This is a genomic window from Paludibaculum fermentans, from assembly GCF_051172195.1.
GTDB classification, from domain to species: domain Bacteria; phylum Acidobacteriota; class Terriglobia; order Bryobacterales; family Bryobacteraceae; genus Paludibaculum; species Paludibaculum fermentans_A.
This window is the reverse complement of the sequence record NZ_JBPJAQ010000001.1, coordinates 3,132,350-3,151,653: the sequence shown is the minus strand read 5'-3', so window position 1 is coordinate 3,151,653 and position 19,304 is coordinate 3,132,350. Positions and strand designations below refer to the sequence as shown.

Annotated in this window: 19 protein-coding genes; 14 read left to right on the top strand and 5 right to left on the bottom strand. The window is 62.5% G+C overall.

The window, feature by feature from the left end:
• Positions 1 to 11: 11 nt before the first annotated feature.
• Positions 12 to 683, bottom strand: a complete 672-nt coding sequence (locus tag ACR9Y2_RS12845; protein ID WP_435041704.1) for a LuxR C-terminal-related transcriptional regulator — start codon at positions 681 to 683, stop codon at positions 12 to 14.
• 181 nt (positions 684 to 864) lie between these two features.
• On the opposite strand from ACR9Y2_RS12845, the gene ACR9Y2_RS12840 reads away from it, so the two are divergent.
• From ACR9Y2_RS12840 to eno, 3 genes are read left to right on the top strand one after another with little or no spacing between them, the layout of a single operon-like run.
• Positions 865 to 2,067, top strand: coding sequence for an AAA family ATPase (locus ACR9Y2_RS12840; RefSeq protein ID WP_435041703.1), 1,203 nt, complete (start codon positions 865 to 867; stop codon positions 2,065 to 2,067).
• Positions 2,068 to 2,102: 35 nt separating this feature from the next.
• Positions 2,103 to 3,089, top strand: a complete 987-nt coding sequence (locus ACR9Y2_RS12835; protein WP_435041702.1) for a phosphotransferase family protein — start codon at positions 2,103 to 2,105, stop codon at positions 3,087 to 3,089.
• A complete protein-coding gene (eno, locus tag ACR9Y2_RS12830) occupies positions 3,086 to 4,366 on the top strand; it encodes a phosphopyruvate hydratase (RefSeq protein WP_435041701.1) in 1,281 nt (426 codons plus the stop codon). The genes ACR9Y2_RS12835 and eno overlap by 4 nt, the downstream gene beginning before the upstream one ends.
• On the opposite strand, the gene ACR9Y2_RS12825 is transcribed toward eno, so the two are convergent.
• On the bottom strand, positions 4,335 to 4,895 hold the full coding sequence (locus tag ACR9Y2_RS12825; protein ID WP_435041700.1) for an SET domain-containing protein: 561 nt from the start codon (positions 4,893 to 4,895) through the stop codon (positions 4,335 to 4,337). The two genes, eno and ACR9Y2_RS12825, sit on opposite strands and share 32 nt — an antisense overlap.
• A gap of 340 nt (positions 4,896 to 5,235) precedes the next feature.
• Positions 5,236 to 6,174, bottom strand: a complete 939-nt coding sequence (gene mdh / locus ACR9Y2_RS12820) for a malate dehydrogenase (RefSeq protein ID WP_435041698.1) — start codon at positions 6,172 to 6,174, stop codon at positions 5,236 to 5,238.
• Between the two features lie 129 nt (positions 6,175 to 6,303).
• Between mdh and ACR9Y2_RS12815 the strand changes: the two genes are divergently transcribed.
• From ACR9Y2_RS12815 to ACR9Y2_RS12805, 3 genes are read left to right on the top strand one after another with little or no spacing between them, the layout of a single operon-like run.
• A complete protein-coding gene (locus ACR9Y2_RS12815) occupies positions 6,304 to 7,299 on the top strand; it encodes a phosphate acyltransferase (RefSeq protein WP_435041697.1) in 996 nt (331 codons plus the stop codon).
• 2 nt (positions 7,300 to 7,301) lie between these two features.
• The gene (locus ACR9Y2_RS12810) at positions 7,302 to 8,234 is read left to right on the top strand and encodes a histone deacetylase family protein (protein WP_435041696.1); all 933 of its coding nucleotides are present in this window, start codon (positions 7,302 to 7,304) and stop codon (positions 8,232 to 8,234) included.
• Between the two features lie 33 nt (positions 8,235 to 8,267).
• A complete protein-coding gene (locus ACR9Y2_RS12805) occupies positions 8,268 to 9,983 on the top strand; it encodes a family 16 glycoside hydrolase (protein ID WP_435041694.1) in 1,716 nt (571 codons plus the stop codon).
• 109 nt (positions 9,984 to 10,092) lie between these two features.
• Here the strand turns inward: ACR9Y2_RS12805 and ACR9Y2_RS12800 are convergent, their stop codons facing one another.
• Entirely contained in the window at positions 10,093 to 10,602 is a 510-nt protein-coding gene (locus tag ACR9Y2_RS12800; RefSeq protein WP_435041693.1) for a hypothetical protein, read from the bottom strand.
• A gap of 217 nt (positions 10,603 to 10,819) precedes the next feature.
• A complete protein-coding gene (locus tag ACR9Y2_RS12795; protein ID WP_435041692.1) occupies positions 10,820 to 13,258 on the bottom strand; it encodes an ABC transporter permease in 2,439 nt (812 codons plus the stop codon).
• A 252-nt stretch (positions 13,259 to 13,510) separates the two neighbouring features.
• Between ACR9Y2_RS12795 and ACR9Y2_RS12790 the strand changes: the two genes are divergently transcribed.
• The 8 genes from ACR9Y2_RS12790 to ACR9Y2_RS12755 all read left to right on the top strand — a co-directional run bounded on the left by ACR9Y2_RS12790 (position 13,511) and on the right by ACR9Y2_RS12755 (position 19,261).
• Positions 13,511 to 14,155: a hypothetical protein gene (locus ACR9Y2_RS12790; RefSeq protein ID WP_435041691.1), complete on the top strand. Its 645-nt coding sequence runs from the start codon at positions 13,511 to 13,513 to the stop codon at positions 14,153 to 14,155.
• Positions 14,152 to 15,006: a heme o synthase gene (cyoE, locus tag ACR9Y2_RS12785; RefSeq protein ID WP_435041690.1), complete on the top strand. Its 855-nt coding sequence runs from the start codon at positions 14,152 to 14,154 to the stop codon at positions 15,004 to 15,006. Before ACR9Y2_RS12790 ends, cyoE begins: the two co-directional genes overlap by 4 nt.
• Before the next feature lie 9 nt (positions 15,007 to 15,015).
• The gene (locus ACR9Y2_RS12780; RefSeq protein WP_435041689.1) at positions 15,016 to 15,582 is read left to right on the top strand and encodes an SCO family protein; all 567 of its coding nucleotides are present in this window, start codon (positions 15,016 to 15,018) and stop codon (positions 15,580 to 15,582) included.
• Position 15,583: 1 nt separating this feature from the next.
• Positions 15,584 to 15,997 (top strand): DUF420 domain-containing protein, encoded by a 414-nt coding sequence (locus ACR9Y2_RS12775; RefSeq protein ID WP_435041688.1) that lies wholly within the window; start codon positions 15,584 to 15,586, stop codon positions 15,995 to 15,997.
• On the top strand, positions 15,997 to 16,746 hold the full coding sequence (locus ACR9Y2_RS12770; protein WP_435041687.1) for a class I SAM-dependent methyltransferase: 750 nt from the start codon (positions 15,997 to 15,999) through the stop codon (positions 16,744 to 16,746). Before ACR9Y2_RS12775 ends, ACR9Y2_RS12770 begins: the two co-directional genes overlap by 1 nt.
• Before the next feature lie 3 nt (positions 16,747 to 16,749).
• Positions 16,750 to 17,556: a prolipoprotein diacylglyceryl transferase gene (locus ACR9Y2_RS12765; protein ID WP_435041686.1), complete on the top strand. Its 807-nt coding sequence runs from the start codon at positions 16,750 to 16,752 to the stop codon at positions 17,554 to 17,556.
• A 633-nt stretch (positions 17,557 to 18,189) separates the two neighbouring features.
• On the top strand, positions 18,190 to 18,627 hold the full coding sequence (locus ACR9Y2_RS12760; RefSeq protein WP_435041685.1) for a TadE/TadG family type IV pilus assembly protein: 438 nt from the start codon (positions 18,190 to 18,192) through the stop codon (positions 18,625 to 18,627).
• Positions 18,628 to 18,643: 16 nt separating this feature from the next.
• Positions 18,644 to 19,261, top strand: coding sequence for a hypothetical protein (locus ACR9Y2_RS12755; RefSeq protein ID WP_435041684.1), 618 nt, complete (start codon positions 18,644 to 18,646; stop codon positions 19,259 to 19,261).
• Positions 19,262 to 19,304 lie beyond the last annotated feature (43 nt).

Sequence of the window (19,304 nt, the reverse complement as noted above, 5' to 3'; positions counted from 1 at the left end):
TGTCCGGAACCCTAGACCAGCGGAGAGTATGCCGTGACGGGCTGAACGGGAATTACGCCTCTCACCCGCATCCCATTCAGGGCCAATCCATACCGCCCATGGACCCCTGTCTTTTCAAAGATATGCTTCAGGTGAATCTTCACCGTACCAGGCCTGATACCCAATTCCAGCGCGATCTCCTTGTTCTTCATCCCCTGCTCCACCAGCACGAGCACCTGCTGCTCCCGCATCGTCAGGTCGTTCCGGGTCGACCGGTCGGCCCTGACCGTTTCCCGGAAAACGCAATCTTCCATCCAGGTTGTCCCGTCGGATACCGCCCGGATGCAGGTGAGGATCGTGGCCAGATCCGCCGTCTTCCGCAACAATCCGCGCGCCCCGGCCTGCAGCAACCTCAGCGCCTCCGCCTCGTTCATCGAATTCCCCCACACAATTGCGCCCACGTCCGGCAGCGTCTCCCGCAATTCGCCCAGGGCCGAAATCACCGCCTGCTGCCCGAAACTCTTGTCCAGCACCAGGGTTTGCACGGGTTGCTGCCGCGCCAGTTGCAGGCCAACCAGCAGATTCGGAACCGCCCACCGGCAGCTCAGGTCTTCACTGCCGCCCAACAGGGCTCTGATTCCCTCGGCCGTGGCAGGCTGGGTCTCGCATAAACCAACACTACTCTTGTAGTTACCGTGAGTCATAGGAATAACTTGCGTACGGAACCCGCTCCCCGGCCAGCCTGCTGGCTTTTCTTTGCCTCGCCGGCCGCCCTGCGGAACGGTCTTCTGGGAACTTAGTCCCAAGCGGGGTGCAACCCTCTCAAGTTTTCCGTTTGTCTTACCGATAGGTCCTTAGTAGGGTTCAGCCGCAGAAGGAAACTTGATGTCCGCTTCTTCGACCAGTCACAATTTCGGCCAATGGAAAATCCTGGTCATTTGCCCCAACACCAAACTGAGTGGTGAACTCACGCCGTTGTTGGCTGAGCACGTCCCGTTCTCTCCCGTGATCGAGTTGAAGGACTATCCCACTAGAGCGCTGCTGGGCGACGCCTTGCAGGAACAAGGCATCAATCTCTGCTTCGTCGATGTCGAGACCAACCGCGAGTGGGCGCTCGCGCTCCTCAGCGACCTCTCTATGCTCGACGCCAAGTTGCCCATCGTCGCCCTGCACGCCGGCAACGATTCCGAGTTCATTCTGCGCACGTTGCGCCAGGGCGCCACCGAATTCCTGTTTCAGCCGCTCACCGCCGAGCATTTCATCTCCGCGATGGAACGGCTCTCCGCCCAGCATCGCGGCAAGGGCCAAGCCAGCGCCAAGGTCTATTGCGTCATGCCGGCCAAGGGTGCGTGCGGCGCCTCCACCATTGCCTGCAACCTGGCTCACTACTACCGCAAACTCGGCGCCAAAAAGGTCCTGCTGGCCGATCTCGACCCGCTCACCGGCACCATTTCATTCCAGTTGAAATTGAAACAGAACTACAGTTTCATGGAAGCACTCACCCGTGGCGGCCAACTGGACGAAGACATCTGGAAAGGCATGGTTCAGTCCGCCGGAGGCGTCGATGTCGCCCTCGCGCCCGACCAGCCCGTCCACGGTATCGACGAAAACTATAACGCCGCCGCCATTGTCGACTTCGCCCGCTCGATGTATGAGGTCGTCATCCTGGATTGCAACGGCGCCTATGGACAATGGAGCCTCACGCTCGCACGACTCTGCGACGAACTCCTGCTCGTCACCACCAACGAACTGCCAGCCCTCCAGGCCACCCAGCGCTCTCTCGCCTACCTCGACCGCAATCGAGTCGACCGTTCGAAGGTCCGCATCCTGGTCAATCGCTACCACAAAGACATCGGCCTCAGCCGCGATGTCATCGAAGCCGCACTCCATTGCGACGTCTACCACCTCATCCCCAGCGACTATGAGGACGTTCAGAAGGCCCTAGTGGAAGGCAAGCCCATTCCGCCCGGGGCGGCCGTCGGACGCAGCCTGATGAGCCTCGCCGAAAAGCTCTCCGGCAAGGAAGCCACCAGCGTGGCGCCCAAAACTTCCTCGCTCTCCAGTCTCTTCAGCTTCCTTCGCAAGTAACCCGCGCGGGCCGGTTCCGGTACAATCGTCGAAGCTTGCTGGAACTCGACTCACTCCAAGCCAAGAGCTGGATCGCCGCCCGGTTGTCCATCGATCCCGCCAACCTCCACGTGGAATCACTGGGCGGAGGTGTCTCCAACCACGTCCTGCTCGTGCGCGCCCCCGGCCTGCGCTGCGTCTTCAAACAGTCACTCGAACGCCTGCGGGTCGAACAGGAGTGGCTCTGCCGCCGCGACCGCATCTTCCGCGAATCCCAGATCATGCGTGAGCTGGCCGGCTTGCTCCCAACAGGCAGCGTGCCCGCTATCCTGATGGAAGATCAGGAGAACTTCCTCTTCGCCATGGAAGCCGCACCCCAGGAAGCCGAACCCTGGAAGTCGCCGCTGCTCAAAGGCGAAATCCGCCTGGACCACGCCGCCCGGGCCGGCACCCTGCTGGGCACCTGGATCCTCCAGAGTGAATTGCATCCGCGCTGGCAGTCCGATTTTGGTGACCAGACGGTCTTTCATGAACTGCGGGTGGACCCGTACTATCGCAGCACCGCCGCCAGGCATCCCGCTCTCGCCAGACACTTCGCCTCACTCATAGAGGAGTCCTCTGAACGCCGCGTTTCTCTCGTCCATGGCGACTTTAGCCCGAAGAACCTGCTGGTCACCGATCAGTCGATGATGACCATCGACTGGGAGGTCGTCCACTGGGGCGATCCCTCCTTCGATGCCGCCTTCCTCACCAACCATCTCCTGCTCAAGGCCTTCCACCGCCCCGCCAGCCGTCGTGACTACGCGGCAGCCTCGTCCACGTTCTGGAGTGCTCTCCTCGAAACCACCGGACCACACTACTCCTGGCTCGAACCCGCCGCCATGCGCCACCTCGGCTGCCTGCTCCTCGCCAGGGTCGATGGCAAATCCCCAGCCGAGTACCTGGCCGAGCCCGTCAGGAACCATGTCCGGACCGCCGCCACGCAGTTGATCCTCGCCCCGCCATCCTCCGCCGCCGAAGCCTTCGAAAGAGCCTTCTCATGAGCTTAACCATCGCCAAACTGCGCGCCCTGCAGATTCTCGATTCCCGCGGAGTGCCCACCCTCGAGGTCGAGGCCACTCTGAGTAACGGCATCTCCGCGACCGCCCAGGTGCCATCCGGAGCCTCCACCGGCCGTCACGAAGCCGTCGAGCTCCGCGATGGGGACCCACAACTCTATGCCGGCAAAGGCGTAACCCGCGCCTGCCGCAACGTCGAAACGGAACTGGCCGCCGCCGTGACCGGCTTGGACGCGACGGACCAGGCCGCCATCGACCAGCGCATGATCGAGCTCGACGGCACCTCCTCCAAAGCCCGTTTGGGTGCCAACGCGATTCTCGGCATCAGTTGCGCCGTCGCCCGCGCCGTCAGCCGGTCCAACCACGAGCCGCTCTGGCAAACCCTTGCCCGCCAGCACAATACGAAGCCGACCCTGCCATTGCCGATGGTCAACATTCTCTCCGGGGGCCTCCACGCCGGCCGCCAGGTGGAATTCCAGGACTTCCTGGCCGTTGCGCATGGCTTGCCTACCTATTCCGAATCGCTCCACGCCATCGTCACCATCCATCGGGAAACTCGCAGGATCCTGGACGAACGCGGCTATCCCGTCACGGGAGTGGCCGACGAGGGCGGCTGGGGGCCGCTTCTGCCCTCCAACGAGGCAGCCCTCATCATCCTGACGCAGGCGATTGAGAACGCAGGGTTTAGGCCCGGGGAAGACGTCTCCATCGCCATCGATGCCGCCTCGTCGCACTTCTATGAGGACGGGCGTTATGTCCTTCGTTCCGAGGGCCGCACCCTGGACGTCGATGAACTAATCGACCTTTACGAAACCTGGGCAGGGCAATACCCCATCCGGTCGCTGGAGGACGGTCTCGATCAGGACGACTGGGTCGGCTGGGCCCGCCTGACACAGCGCCTCGGCGCCCGTATGCAATTGATTGGAGATGACTTCTTCACCACAAACCCGATCCGTCTGCGCCAGGGCATCACCGCTCAATCGGCCAACGCCGTGCTGGTGAAGATGAACCAGATTGGCACCATTACCGAGACATTTGAAGTCCTCCAGCTTGCCGCTCAGGCTGGCTGGCGCGCCGTCGTCTCGGCCCGCAGCGGCGAGACGGAAGACAACTTCCTGGCCGATCTCGCCTGTGCCTCCGGCGCGGGCCAGATCAAAGTCGGATCCATTACCCGCTCGTCGAGATTGTCGAAGTACAACCGGCTTCTCGCACTCGAGCGCGACGGCCAACTCACCTGGACCGCTTCTTCTCCGTGGTTTTGACGCTTTTTGCCGTCTTCTTCACGGCCTTTTTCGCGGCTTCCCGGGCCGCCGGCTTCCGCGGCTTTGGTTCCTTCTTGAGATTGATCGTGCCCCGGCAGTCGGCGGCTCCGCACGCGCAGGGCACGGCCGCGACATCGTGATCAAACCGGTAATCGATCGTCAGTTCTTCCCCTGTCTGGATTTCCCTGGCTGACATGTACAGAATGTGGCCTTTGTGGATCCAGGCATAGCAGTTCGGAGTGCAGCAATGATTGATGTACTGCGCTCCGCTGCCGCCCACGCTGCCGTCGATGGTCCAGTAGCTGGTCAACGTGAACAGGTAGTTCAGCGGACCATCGGCACGGCGGTTCGTCTCTTTGCGGTTAATCTTCTCGCCCGTGTACTCGATGATCTTGCGGCCTTTGGGAATCGGCTCTTTGGCGTAAATCCCCCAACGGTGAATGGGGGAAGGACGCACTTCGAGCGCGAAGCAGGCCTTCTTCTCGTCAATCTGGGGGGCTGGTTCCTTCTTGGAAGGGGCTGGAGGCATGGAGAGTCTGATCAGCAGTCTGGTTTTCAGGAAGGCAGCAGGGCGGCCGGCTGCCAGGCGGCTAACGGCTCAGTCTGTTCCTAGAAGTCGTCCTTCTGGCTGTTCTGCTGCTTTGCTCTGCGGCGCAGAATAATGATCACCACGCAGGCAACGGCAAGGACACCGCTGACAATGCGAACCATGTTTTCGTCCAAGGCAAAACCTCCGAACAACTGTCCGTATGGACAGTGTATTGTATACGATCGGCTTGGACGAGGGGAATCCTTAGTCGAACCTATGCCGGCGGGCCCGCCCTGCCTGCTCTCCGGCAGGCTCGCGGACGGGCCCGTTCATCAGCTATTTACATGCCGGCTTTCTGCTTCAGGACCTCAATGAGTTCCTTCACAGCGGCCGCGCTCTTATCCAACTGGGCCTTCTCGGCCTCTTCCAGCTTCACTTCGTAGACCTTTTCGATGCCGTTCGAACCCAATTTGCAGGGCACGCCGACATACAGCCCGTCATAGCCATACTCGCCTTCCAACAGCGCCGCACAAGGCAGAACCTTCTTCTTGTCCTTCAGGATCGACTCCGCCATCTCGACAGCCGCGGCCGACGGAGCGTAGTAGGCGCTGCCGGTCTTCAGGTACTTCACGATCTCGGCGCCGCCGTCGCGAGTGCGCTGCACCAGCGCGTCAATCCGGTCCTGCGGCAACAGTTCAGTAATCGGGATACCGCCCACCGTGGTCAGGCGCACAATCGGCACCATCGTGTCGCCGTGGCCACCCAGCACCAGGGCGGTGATGTTCTCCACTGACACGCCCAGCTCCATCGCGATGAATGTACGGTAGCGCGCCGTATCCAGTACGCCCGCCATGCCGATCACGCGGTTGCGGCTGAACTTCGATACCTGCTGGGCCACCCAGCACATTGCATCCAGCGGATTCGTCACCAGGATCAGGATGGCGTTCGGCGAATACTTGACGGCCTGTTCCGTGGCGCTCTTCACGATCTCGTAGTTGGCCAGCAGAAGGTCGTCGCGGCTCATGCCGGGCTTGCGCGGGAAGCCGGCCGTGATGATCACGATGTCGGAATCGGCCGTCGGCTCATAGCTGTTGGCGCCGGTGACCATGACGTCATAGCCTTCCACCGGTCCGGATTCCAGGATGTCCAGGCCTTTGCCCTGGGGGACGCCTTCGACCACATCGACGAGGACGACATCGGCGAGTTCCTTGCCCGCAATGCGCAGCGCGCAATTTGCGCCAACATTGCCAGCACCTACGACCGTAACTTTCTTACGCATGGAAATTCCCTTCTCGAATGATTAGAAGTACGCGGCGATCCGAAGTGGAAAGCGGACGGCCTCATCTGATTGTAACGGCTTCGCGCCCGCGCGAGCACGGCGCCCCGGCAGGGATAGAATAGATGGTTCATGCAGGTTCCGGAATCCGCACAAGAGTACTTTGGCCGGCAGACCGAGAAGCTCCGCCGCCAGCTCAAGAAGAAACGCATCGTCTTCCCCGAGGGTGAGGACCCGCGCGTCATCGAGGCCGCCTCCCGCCTCTGCCACGAGGAACTGGTCATTCCCATCCTCATGGGCCGGCCGAAAGGCAACGTCGCCTCCTGCGTCGTCGTCGAGCAGCCGGAGAACAATCCCCGGCTGAAGGACTATGCCGCCATCCTGCACGACCGCCGCAGGTCGCGCGGCATCACCATGGCCGAGTGCGAGAAGATCGCCCTCAACCCCCTGGTCTTCGCCGGACTCATGGTCCACTCCGGCGATGGCGACGGCTTCGTCGGCGGAGCCGCCACCACCACGGCCGACACCTTCCGCGCCGCCCACATGACCATCGGCATGCGCCACGACATCAAAACAGCATCAGGCGTCATGATCGTCTGCACCCATGCCAGCGAATGCGGTGAAAACGGCGTCCTCGCCATGGCCGACCCGGCCCTCATGATCGACCCGACCCCCACCCAACTCGCCGACATCGCCATCGCCACCGCCGAAACCACTCGCAACGTCATCGGCGTCGAACCCATCGTCGCCCTCCTCTCCTTCTCCACCAAGGGCAGCGCCAAACACCCCCTGGCGGAGAAGGTCAAGGAAGCCCGCCGCATCGTCGAAGCCCGCCGGCCCGATCTCCACATCGACGGCGAACTCCAGGCCGACGCCGCCCTCATCCAGAGCATCGGCCAGTCCAAGGCTCCTGGCTCCACCGTGGCCGGCAGGGCAAACACCCTCATCTTCCCCGACGTCGGCTCCGCCAACATCAGCGTCAAACTAGTGGAACGCCTGGGTGGCGCGGTCTGTACCGGACCCCTCTTCCAGGGCTTCCTCAAGCCCGCCAACGACCTCTCGCGCGGCTGCACCGGCGAGGATATTTACCGATTGGGGATTCTCACCGCGCTGCAAGCCGGCGCCTGACCATGCTGCCGTTCCCGCTGATCTATCACGACGGTTACGATCTCAAGTTCGGCGCACACGTCTTCCCTTCCCAGAAGTACCGCCTGATCCGCGCCTGCCTCATCGATGAATTTGTCGCCGGACCGGAAGACTTCCTCACGCCCGAACAGGCCACGGTCGAGCAACTCCTGCTGGTGCATACCCCCGACTGGGTGGGCAAGCTCCAAAGCGGCAAGCTCACCTACCACGAGATTCTCAAGCTGGAAGTGCCCTACTCCCGCAAGATGGTCGAGGCGTTCTTCCTCGCCGCCGGAGGCACCCTGCTGGCCGCCCGCAAAGCCCTGCAACACGGCATCGGCTTCAACATCGGCGGAGGCTTCCATCACGCCTTCCCAGGACACGGCGAAGGCTTCTGCGCCATCAACGACATGGCTGTGGCCATCCGTGTCCTGCAGCAGGAACACCTCATCCGAACCGCCCTGATCATCGACTGCGATGTCCATCACGGCAACGGCACCGCCGCCGTCTTCGCGCACGACCCCTCCGTCTTCACCATCTCCATTCACCACTTCAACAACTACCCCACTGAGAAGCCCCCCTCTACGGTGGATATCCATCTCGGCGACGGGGTCGGTGATCAGGAGTACCTGGAAAAACTGCGCTCCACCTATGACACCGCCGTGTGCGGCTTCCGGCCCGACCTGGTGGTCTACGTAGCAGGGTCGGACCCATACTATGATGACAAGCTGGGTGGGCTCTCCCTCACCCGGGAAGGCTTGTATCTGCGCGATCGCGTGGTGTTCGACGCCGCGCTCCGCCAGCATGTACCGGTGGCCGTCACGCTGGCCGGTGGATATGCGCGCAAACTGGAAGATACGGTGACGCTCCATATGCGCACGGTGAAAGCCGCGCTGGAGTCCTACCACGAGTTCGGCTGGAAGTCTGACGCGGACTAAGACAGTCCGCCAAGTGAGGTGGATATGCGGAATATGACGCGGCGGGGATTCATCGCTGCCGGCAGCGCGCTCTCTTATGCGCGCATCCTGGGCGCCAACGACCGTCTGCGCGTGGGCCTGGTGGGCGCCGGTGGCCGCGGCACCTATGTGGCCCGCTATGCCAAGGAGTTCGGCAACGCCGACATCGCCGCCTTCGCCGACATCTACCAGCCCCGCATCGACAAGGCGAAGCAGGAGCTCAACGCCAACGGTGACGCCCATCGCGATTTCCGAGAGCTGCTCAACCGCAAGGACATCGACGCCGTCGTCATCGGCGCGCCCGACCACTGGCATGTGCCTATGACCGTGGCCGCGGTTGCTGCCGGCAAAGACGTCTATGTCGAGAAGCCGCTCACCCACTCCGTGGAAGAGGGCCGCACCGTCATCGACGCCGTCCGCAAATCCGGCCGCATCGTCCAGGTCGGCTACCAGCAGCGCAGCTATCCGCACATGGCGCAGGCCCGCGAGCTGATCCAGGGCGGCCGCATCGGCACCGTCACCCAGGTGCTCACCTGGTGGAACCAGAACTACATGAATCGCGAGGAGCCGCGCATCGACGTCTCCAAGCTCGAATGGCAGCAGTTCCTCGGCAACGCCTGCCCGCGAGAGTTCGATCCCTGGCGCTACAGCCAGTGGCGCTGGTTCTGGGACTACGGCAACGGCACGCTCACCGACCTCTTCTCCCACTGGATCGACACCGTCCATTGGGTCATGGGCGACAGCGTTCCCACTGAGGCACGAGGCCAGGGCTCCCGCTTCCTCATTCCCTGGTATGAGTGCCCCGACACCGTCAGCGTCGAACTCACCTATCCCAAGAACTTCCAGGTCTCCTACGTCAGCACCATGGTGACGGGCATGGAAGATGGCGGCATTCTCTTCCGAGGCACCGAAGGCACTCTCCGCCTCACGCGCCCCTTCATCGAGGTCTACCCGGAGAAGGGTGTCGACGACAAACGCACCCACGTCCGGAAGGCCTCGCTCACCGTCGACGCCAAACGCGAAGGCACCATCGATCACGTCCTGAACTGGATGGATTGCATCAAGACCCGCAAGCAGCCCAACGCGCCCGTGGAATCTTCAGTCGACGCAGCCAACGCCGCCCACTGGGGCAACGAGGCGATTCGTAGTGGGCGCGCCATCTCCACTCCGCCGGCCGACGGCGCCTGGCTCCCTCTCTTCAACGGCCGCGACCTCGACGGCTGGATCCAGGACACGCCCGGCCTGTGGAGCGTCCGCGACGGCATGATCGTCGGCAAGCACACGGGCCTCAAGTGGAACGACTTCCTGCGCACCAGGGACACCTACGAGGACTTCGAACTAGCCCTCGAGTTCCGCCTCCTGAATGGCGAAGGCAACAGCGGAGTGCAGTTCCGCAGCGTGAACGACCTGCAGCCGCACGAACTCTTCGGCTACCAGGCCGACATCGGCCAGCAGTATTGGGGCTGTCTCTACGACGAATCGCGCCGCCGCAAAATCCTGGCGCAAGCCCCCGCCCCAGCCATCGAGAAGATCGACAAGAACGGCTGGCACACCTACGTGGTCAAGGCCCTGGGCAACCACATCACCATCACCCTCGACGGCATGCGCACGGTAGACTACACCGAAACCGAGCGAGGCATCCTAAAGCGCGGCCTGATAGCACTACAAGTGCACGCCGGCCCCGGCATCGAAGTCTGGTTCCGCAACATCCGCATCAAGGAACTGGCCTGAGGGGACGTTCTCGTCTGTCCTAGACGATGACGTCTCCAACCCAAACGAAGCCACCCAAGTGGACAGACCAGAACGTCCCCACCCGCGGGGCCACCCACGTTCCAACCCTTCAATCCAGCCACTTGAACTTGTCGGCGATTCTGTCCCACAGGATTTGAAATCGCGGCTTTCCGAGCGTGAGATACAGCGTTCCATAAACCGCGGCGATCCCGATGGCGATCACCCAGCCAAAGAAAGCTAACGACTCCCGCGTAACGGGCACACCAAAGCAGTCCAGGATGTACAAGCATGCCAGAATCGCGCAGAGGATCGCGATGGCCAGCAGGACCAACTTCACGAGCCCAGCCAAGCGTTCGAGGATTGATCGCCGCGGCCGGACCCCGAGGCCGGCCTCTCGGAGCATCACTAGCAGGTAGTAGTCTTCTTTCTCCGTTGCCCGGACAGCGTCTAGGAAAGACTCAAACCGCTGCAGGTCTTCCCGCTTCAACCGCTTTCGGAGTCCTCTGAGAAGGCCCACCATCTTCTTCTCAAAAAGCCTCTGATCACACTCCTGCTCGAACCGATAGTTCATCTCCTCCGTATTGCCGGGAGTCCAGCTCGTCTCGGAGAACAGCAGCATGGACTTTTCCACCTCGGAAAGTGGTCGGCCAATACGCTCTGCTTCTTCAGCGACAGCGGCGGCAACGACTTCTACTGGGCGTTGCTTGCTGACTGATCGGGGCACGCTCCGATTCTATCCCCGCTAGGCACGAGCCAGTCCCACAAGCGCTGGCGGAAACTGAGTTGCCAACATCCCCCGCCCAAAAGCTGACAGCTGAAAGCTGACCGCTGATAGCTCACTCATACCGCAGCGCCGTCATCGGATCCACCTTCGCCGCCCGCCTTGCCGGAATCCAGCTCGCCAGCAGCGCCACACTCGCCAGGAACAGCGGCACGGCCACGAACGTCGTCACATCGTGCGGCTCCACCCCATACAGGATCCCCGCCGCCAGCTTCGCGCTCGCCAGCGCCGCCGCCAGCCCCACCACTGTCGCGATTGCGGTCATCACCAGACCCTGCTTCACGATCATGCCCTGCACATTGCCGGCTTGCGCCCCCAGCGCCATGCGGATCCCGATCTCCCGCCGCCGCCGGCTCACCGAGTAACTCATCACCCCATACAAACCCACCGCCGCCAGCAGCAGCCCCACCCCGCCGAACACTCCAAACAGCGTCCCGGCCAGCCTGGGCAGGAACAGCGAATTGCGCAGATGCTCCTCCATGCTCTCGGCATTGAAGATCGCCATATTCGGATCCAGCGTCTGGATCTCCCGCCGCAGCGCGGGCGCCAGCGCCGCAGCATTGCCATTTGTCCGCACCATCACGGAGTACCCCATGAACGACACATCCGTCCCAGCCTCCTGCGAAACAGCACGGTACATCATCGGCCTCGGCTCTTCGCCCAGCGTCCGCGACTTCGAGTTCTTCACCACGCCGATGATCTCGTAGGGTCCTCCGCCGCCGCCCACCATCCGCTGCCCAATCGGATTCTCGCCGGGGAACATCTTCTTCACCAGCGTCTCGTTCACCACCGCAACTTTGGGCGCCGTCGGCGACTCATCCGCGAAATCTCGGCCCGCCACCCGCGCAATCCCCATCGTCTCGAAATATCCGGCCGAAGCCATATAAAAATCGACACTCGTGTTGGACTCGCCGTCCTTCGCCGGACGCCCCTCCGGATGCATGCCATTCGTCGTCCCGCCAATCGACAACGGCACAATATCCGTCACTGCCGCCGAGGTCACCCCAGGCAGGGCCAGCGCCCGCTGGCGGATCTGCTCCAGGAACTGGCTGGTCCGTTCCGGCGTGTAGCCGTGCAAGCGCGGATCCACCGCCATCATGAGGATCCCCTTCGACCGGAATCCGATCTCGATGTTCGACGCGCTCTGCAGGCTCCGCAGGAACAGCCCCGTCGCGCACAGCAGCGTCAGCGACATCGCCACCTGCCCCACCACCAGCACATTCCGCATTGTCCATCGCCGGCCCGGCCGGGCGAGCACGTCTTCCCCCTTCAACGCGCTCGCCAAAATCGGCCGCGACGCCGCCAGCGCCGGAGCCAGTCCGAACAATAACCCGGTCCCCACGCTTAGCAGGAACGTATACAACAGAACCTGGGCATCCACCCCCACCCGCAAATCCACCGGCAGCGGAATCGGCAACTTGAAGGACGACAATGCCTGCGTCGACCACAACGACAGCACCAGCCCGAACAGTCCGCCGCCTAGCGCCAGCATCGTGCTCTCCGCCAGCATTTGCCGGATCAACTGGCCGCGCGTCGCCCCCAACGCCAGCCGCACCGCCATTTCTTTCTGCCGCGCCGAAGCCTGGGCCAGCAACAGGTTCGCTACGTTCGCGCACGCGATGCACAGCACCAGCAGCACCACCACGCTCAGCGCACCCAGGAACAGCGTCACGCCCTTCTTGAGATTCGGCATCATCGCGCCGGCCTGCTCGGCATGAAACCCCAGGCCCTCATCATTCTTCGGATACAACTGCGCAATGCGAGCGCCCAAACCGGTCAATTCCGCCTGCGCCGCCTCGCGGCTCACCCCATCCTTGATCCGCGCCATCACCATCAGCCAGGAAGCATGGCGGCTGTTCCGCTCCGGCAGCTTCGGCATCAACTGATCTACCGTCCCCAGCGGAACCCATAGCTCCGTATTCAACCCCAGGTCGAGCCCGCGAAAACCGGCCGGCGTCACGCCCACCACGGTGAACGGCTTGCCCGACAGGTTCACGCCTGCACCCAGGATCGACGGATCCGCGCCAAAGCGCCGCTGCCACAGCCCGTAGCTCAGCACCACAACCGGGGCCTTATCTTCGCCTGGCAGAAACCCTCGCCCCAGCGGCATCCGCAATCGAGCCAACTCGAAATAGTTCGCCGACGCAGCCTGCCCCCACACCCGGGTCGGCTCGCCCTTCCCCCCAATCGAGGCCGGCATCAGTGGGAAATACGCCGCCACGCCCTCGAACGACTTCGTCTGGTCGCGCACATCCTCAAACAGCGGATGCGAGAACTCGCTGCAGCAATTCCCCTTGTGTTGCGTATACAGGCTCAGCAGCGTGGCCGGATCCCCCACCGGAGCCGGCTTCAGCACAAACGCGCTCACCATCGAGAAGATGGTCGAGTTCGCCGCGATGCCCAATCCAATCGACAGCACCGCCGCCGCCGCGAAACCCGGCGACTTCCTCAATCTCCGGAATGCATAAGTGATGTCCTGCCGCCAGGTAGCCATGATGGATGAGTCCTCTTTTCCCTCAACGAAGCAAACAGCCCGGTTGTTATCTCGCTTGTCGTAAATTCCCACGACACCCCCCACCCAATCCCCGATAAAATCCACTCACGGCTCAATCCATTCGCGTCGTTCCCGTCAATTGCTGCATCTGACAAGTGCGGAAAAATTCTTGCCGGGGTAGAATGGTCCCCAAGGGATCCTGTCTCCAGGACCCCACTGGGTTTCCACAGTAAACATATGTCGGGTTCGTGGTTGCACCGAATTCTCGTCCTGCTGTCGGCGTGCGCGCTGGCTGCCATTGTCTACGGCGTACCGCCGGTGGGCTCCCTGGCCGCGCCCGAAGTCGAAGCACTCACCGCGTGGCTGGCTCATATGTTGTTCGCCGGCTTGGCCTTAGCCGCCTGGAGAACTTCTCCCGCGGCAGCCTCCCAAGCCGTGGTCCCCGATTCCGGCTGGCCCTCGCTCCGCTCCATGGCCGTGGCCGCTCCAGCGGTCGTCGTCCTCCAAGTAGCCCTCGGAGCCGCCTATCGGCACAAAGTCATGGGCGCCATCCCGCACGTGGTCTGGGCCTTCATCGCCGCCATTGTTGTCATGATGGTCGCCGTTTCGGTAATGACCGACGCGCAAGCCCTGGCGGGCATGAAACGCACCTGCGTCTGGCTGCTCAGCCTCATTGGTATCCAGGTAGTCCTCGGAGTCGCCGCACTCGTCGCCCGCATGATGGGCGCTGAAGCCGGTTTGGCCATCCGCGCCGCGCTCATGACCCACGCCGGCACCGGCGCGCTGGTCCTCGCATTGACCGTAGTTCTGTCGGCGCAAATCCTGCGCCATGTGGAGCAAGCTCCGGAGACGGGCTCTTCGCGCCACGAGTTGGCATCCCCGGGGCATCATTCATGAGAAGTTATCTCGATCTCACCAAGCCCAGAATCACCTGGCTCATCCTGATGAGCACAGGCATCGGCTATTTCTTCGGCCATCAGGGTTCGGTGGATTTCCTCCTGCTGTTCAACTGCCTGCTGGGCACGGCGCTCATCGCCTCCGGCACGGCCACCCTGAACCAGTGGTACGAACACGACGCCGACGCCAAGATGAACCGCACCAGCCAGCGGCCCATTCCCGCCGGCAAGGTCACCCCGCGCAACGCGCTGCTGTTCGGCATCGCACTGCTGGTCGCCGGTGAACTTCAACTCGGTTGGGGCGTCAATCCCCTCACCGCCTGGCTCGGCCTCTTCACCGTCGCCAGCTATCTCTGCCTCTACACCCCGATGAAGCAGCGCACCTGGTGGTCCACCACCGTCGGCGCCTTCCCCGGAGCAATGCCCCCACTGCTGGGCTTCGCTGCCGCCCGCGGCGTCCTCACCATCGATGCCTGGATCCTCTTCGCCATCATCTTCCTCTGGCAGTTTCCCCACTTCTACGCCATCGCCTGGATGTACCGCGACGACTACGCCAAAGCCGGCATCCAGATGCTGCCCGTGGTCGAGCCCGACGGCGCCTCCACCTCCCGCCAGATCCTGGGCTTCGCAATCGCCCTGATTCCCATCAGCCTGCTGCCCAGCTTCTTCCAGATGACCGGCAATCTCTATCTGGCCGCCGCCCTGGTTCTGGGTGGATTCTTCCTGAAATCGGCCGCCCGCCTCAGCCGCGACCGCACGTCCCTGAATGCCCGCGGCGTCCTCAAAGCGAGCGTCATGTACCTGCCGCTCCTCTACTTGGCCCTGATCATCGACAGCTACAAGCTATTCTAAAAGTTGGCAATGAAGCTTCTTCAATCCGCCGCCCTGGGTGCGGCCTGTCTCTGCCTGACCGCGTGTCTGAACTCCGGCCTCCCCACTTTAGGGGATGTCCCCCACTTCACCCTGACCAACCAGGATGGGCAGAAGTACGAAAGCACCGCCGCCCTCGCCAACAAAGTCTGGGTGGCCGACTTCATCTTCACCACCTGCCACGGCCCCTGCCCCCGCATGACCGCCCAGATGCACAAACTGCAGGAGGACACGAAGGATCTCTCCGACGTCGAACTCGTCTCCTTCACCGTCGACCCCAAAACCGACACCCCCGAGGTCCTCGCCGCCTACGCCAAACAGTTCAAAGCCGACCCCGAGCGCTGGACCTTCCTCACGGGCCCCGCCGACGCCCTCAACAAACTCAGCTTCGACACCTTTCGACTCGGTAACGTCGGCGACGGCAAGTTGGAGCACTCCACCCGTTTCGTCCTGATCGACCGCAAAGGCCGCATCCGCGGCTACTACGACACCACCGACGCCACCGCCCTGCCCCAACTGGTGGAAGACATCGGCAAGGTCCGGAAAGAGGTCTTGTGACATGGAAGTGCGTGATCTACCCACGCTGAACGCCTGCCTGAACAGCCTGTCCGCCATCCTGCTGGTCATCGGCTACGTTCTCATCCGCCGCCGTAATTTCGACGCTCATAAGAAGGTGATGCTGGCCGCCTTCACCACCTCCACCCTGTTCCTGATCAGCTATCTCACTTACCACTACCAGGTCGGGTCCGTCCGCTTTCAGCATCCCGGCGCCATTCGGACCGTCTACCTCACCATTCTGTTCACCCATACGATCCTCGCCGCGGCGGTCGCCCCCATGGCCATCATCACCCTCTACCGCGCCTGGACCGGCCAACTCGCTCGACACCGCAAACTGGCCCGCATCACCCTGCCCATCTGGCTCTATGTCAGCGTCACAGGCGTGGTCGTTTACCTGATGCTGTACCATCTTTGATGGGAATCACCAACGCCGTGGAATGGAACGCCTCCCTCTATGATCAGCGCCACTCGTTTGTCTGGAAGAGTGCCGAAGACCTGATCGCGCTGCTCGCCCCCGCCCCCGGCGAACACATCCTCGACGTCGGCTGCGGCACAGGCCAGCTCACGGCCAAACTGGGGGCCACGGGCGCCATCCTCACCGGCCTCGATTACTCCGAGCCCATGCTCGAACAGGCCCGCGCCGCGTATCCCGCCGGCTCCTGGATCCATGCCAGCCTGCCAGATTACATCGCGCACGAACAGTTCGACGCCATCTTTTCCAACGCCGCCCTCCACTGGATCCGCCCGCCCCAGCAGGCCGCCGATCGCATGTTCGCCGCCCTCAAACCCGGCGGCCGCCTCGTCGCCGAGTTCGGCGGCGCTGGGAACGTCGCCTCTCTCCTCAACGCCGCCCGCCAGATCTTCGGCGAACAGGGCCAGCCCGTCGAGTCGCCCTGGTACTTCCCCGGCATCGGCGAATACTCTACCGTCCTCGAGAACTCCGGTTTCGAAGTCGTCTACGCCCTCCTGTTCGACCGCCTCACCCCACTCGACGGCGGCGAGGCCGGTCTTGCCAACTGGATGGAAATGTTTGCCCCGCAATGGCGCGCCTCGGTCCTGAATCGCTACGCGGAAATGGCCCGTCCAACCTTGTATGATGCGGAGTCCGGCCAGTGGCGCATGGACTACCGCCGCCTGCGCATCGCGGCGCGCAAACGCGCCTGAACCATGTTCCCCAAACTCATCTCCATCGGCTCGTTCTTCCTGCCCACCTACGGACTGCTGGTCGCCCTGGGCTTCCTCGCCGGCATCTGGCTCACCACCAGGCTGGCCCGCCGCGCCGGAATCGATCCAGAGAAGGTGAGCAATCTCGCTATCTACTGCGCCCTCACCGGCTTGGCTGGTGCGAAGCTACTCATGTTCGTCATGGACTTCGACTATTACGCCAAGAACCCCGGCCGAATCTTCTCGTTCGACACCTTGCTCTCCGCCGGGGTCTACTATGGCGGCTTCCTGGGCGCGTTCGCCTTTGCCTGGGCCTACATGAAACGGCAAAACCTGCCCTGGCTCAAAACCGCCGACGTCTTCGCCCCCGGAGTCGCTCTCGGGCATGCCATCGGCCGGCTCGGTTGCTTTGCGGCCGGTTGCTGCTGGGGCTCCCTCTGCGACCGCCCCTGGGCCGTGACCTTCGAAAACCCCGCTGCCCACGAACTCACCGGAGTGCCCCTCGGCATCCCCCTCCATCCCGCGCAACTCTATGAAGCGGCAGTGGTTGCGCTCCTCGCCGCATTCCTCTACCGGCAGAGCGGCAGGCCTCACCGGGACGGCCGGATCCTGGGACTCTATCTTCTTCTATATGCGTTCGCCCGCGTAACCATCGAATTCTTCCGCTTTCATGAGCAGGCACTTCCCTGGGGCGGCCCTTTCACGTGGACCCAGTGGATCGCGCTCGGCCTCGGTGCCGTGGGAGCGGCGATCCTCCTCCGCCCCAGCCCGCGAATGCAGACGGAGCCGCGAACCTCCGTCAGCGGATAGCCGGCGCCCATCTCTCTCTAACGAGCTGAGCCCCAGTACCCTACACCCGTCAATACCAGTGCCGTTCGGGCCGGAACCTTAACAGAAACCAGGGATTGCCGCTACAGGCCCATCCCCGGTAATCCTTCCATCTCAAAATCCTGTAGGGCATCAGCCCAATCAAGTCTCCCCGCGCTTCCGCCGATAGAACCAATCAGGGAAGCAAATCCTTGCCGGTGCAGCCGGATCCCATGGACAGCGGAGAGACCATGACAGATGCAGGAATGGAAATCCCGAACAGCGCGTTCCGCCCAAACGGGTGCAGGCGACCGCACGCGCTGGCCTCGGCCCGCCCGCTCCGCGTAGCCCAGCTGTCTTGCGACTGCCCTGCTGAACCAGCGCCTCCAGAGCTGCGACCTCAGTCATTGCGCCTAACCTTCTCCCGAAAAACCCTGAACCTTAGGCGTCACCTCAGTAAATCCCTACCTGGAAAGTACCTCTCAACTAGTACCAGTCCACCCCTGGTAAGGTATCCACCCAATCGTTATTTGACCGGGACCACTCGATACTTGTTGCAGGTCGAACTTTCTCATGGCCACCCAGGCGAATCCCATGCACTCTAGGCCGTCCAGGCGTCGCCAGCGCGGTAACGCGATGGTTGAGGCTACAATTGTCATCCTTCCCTTCTTCGCCATCGTCCTGGGCATCATCGACTTCGGCCGGGCATTCTATGCCCGTACCGCGATCCAGTATGCCGTTCAGGCCGGTACGCGCTACGCTGTCACCTTCCAAACCATGTCGGGCATGTGCCAGGACGCTTCCATCAAGGAAGTAGTCCGCCGCAGTTCGGTCGGCTTTCTGAACGCCACCGACATCTCAACGAAGACCTTCATCCGGTACTACAAGCCCGACACCCAGGTAGAGACGTCCGCCAACATGCCGGGCAACATCGTGGAGGTGTCAGTCGAGGGCTACCAGTTCAGGTGGATCGCGCCGCTGTGGCGCACCGCAACACCCATGACCGTCCTCGCGCGGTCAAGCGATCGCATGGAAGGCCTGCCAGGCGGCTCCTCCGGACCGCCCTGCCGGTAAGAAAGCTGGAACGCGCATGAGAATCGCACGCCTATCTAAAAGGAAGACCCAGGGGGGCCACTCCCTGATCGATTTCGCAATGGTCAGCCTCTTCTTGGTCCCCATCATGATGGCGACCATCTCAGTTGGCTTCAACACCAGCCGGGCCATTCAGGTCACCACCGTCACTCGCGACGCCGCCAACATGTACGCACGCTGGGTCGATTTCAGCCTCACCGCCAACCGCAACCTGCTCGTGCGCTTGGCCGCTGGTCTCGACATGACGGATTCCGGCGGCAACGGCGTCATTATTCTTTCGAAAGTCACGTACATCGCCAGCAGCGACTGCACCGGCGCCGGCCTAACCACCGGTCAGTGCACAAACATGAACCAGTACGTGATTATCAACCGCATCGTCGTCGGCAACGCGAGCTTCAAAACCAGTACCTTTGGCACCCCAGGCAATATCTCGGCAAACGGCGATGTCGTCAACTACCTGACCGATTCATCGGCCCGCGCCACCAACTTCGGCAATACCCTGACCTTAACCAGCGGACAGTTCGCCTTCATGGCAGAAGGCTTTTTCAAGGGCTTGGCGTGGAGCGTGCCCGGCTCAAATGTCGGCAACCTGATCACACGCCGCTATATCTTCTAACCGTTTCAGCCTGAGGCATTGTAGTTCGATTCGCAGAGGTGAA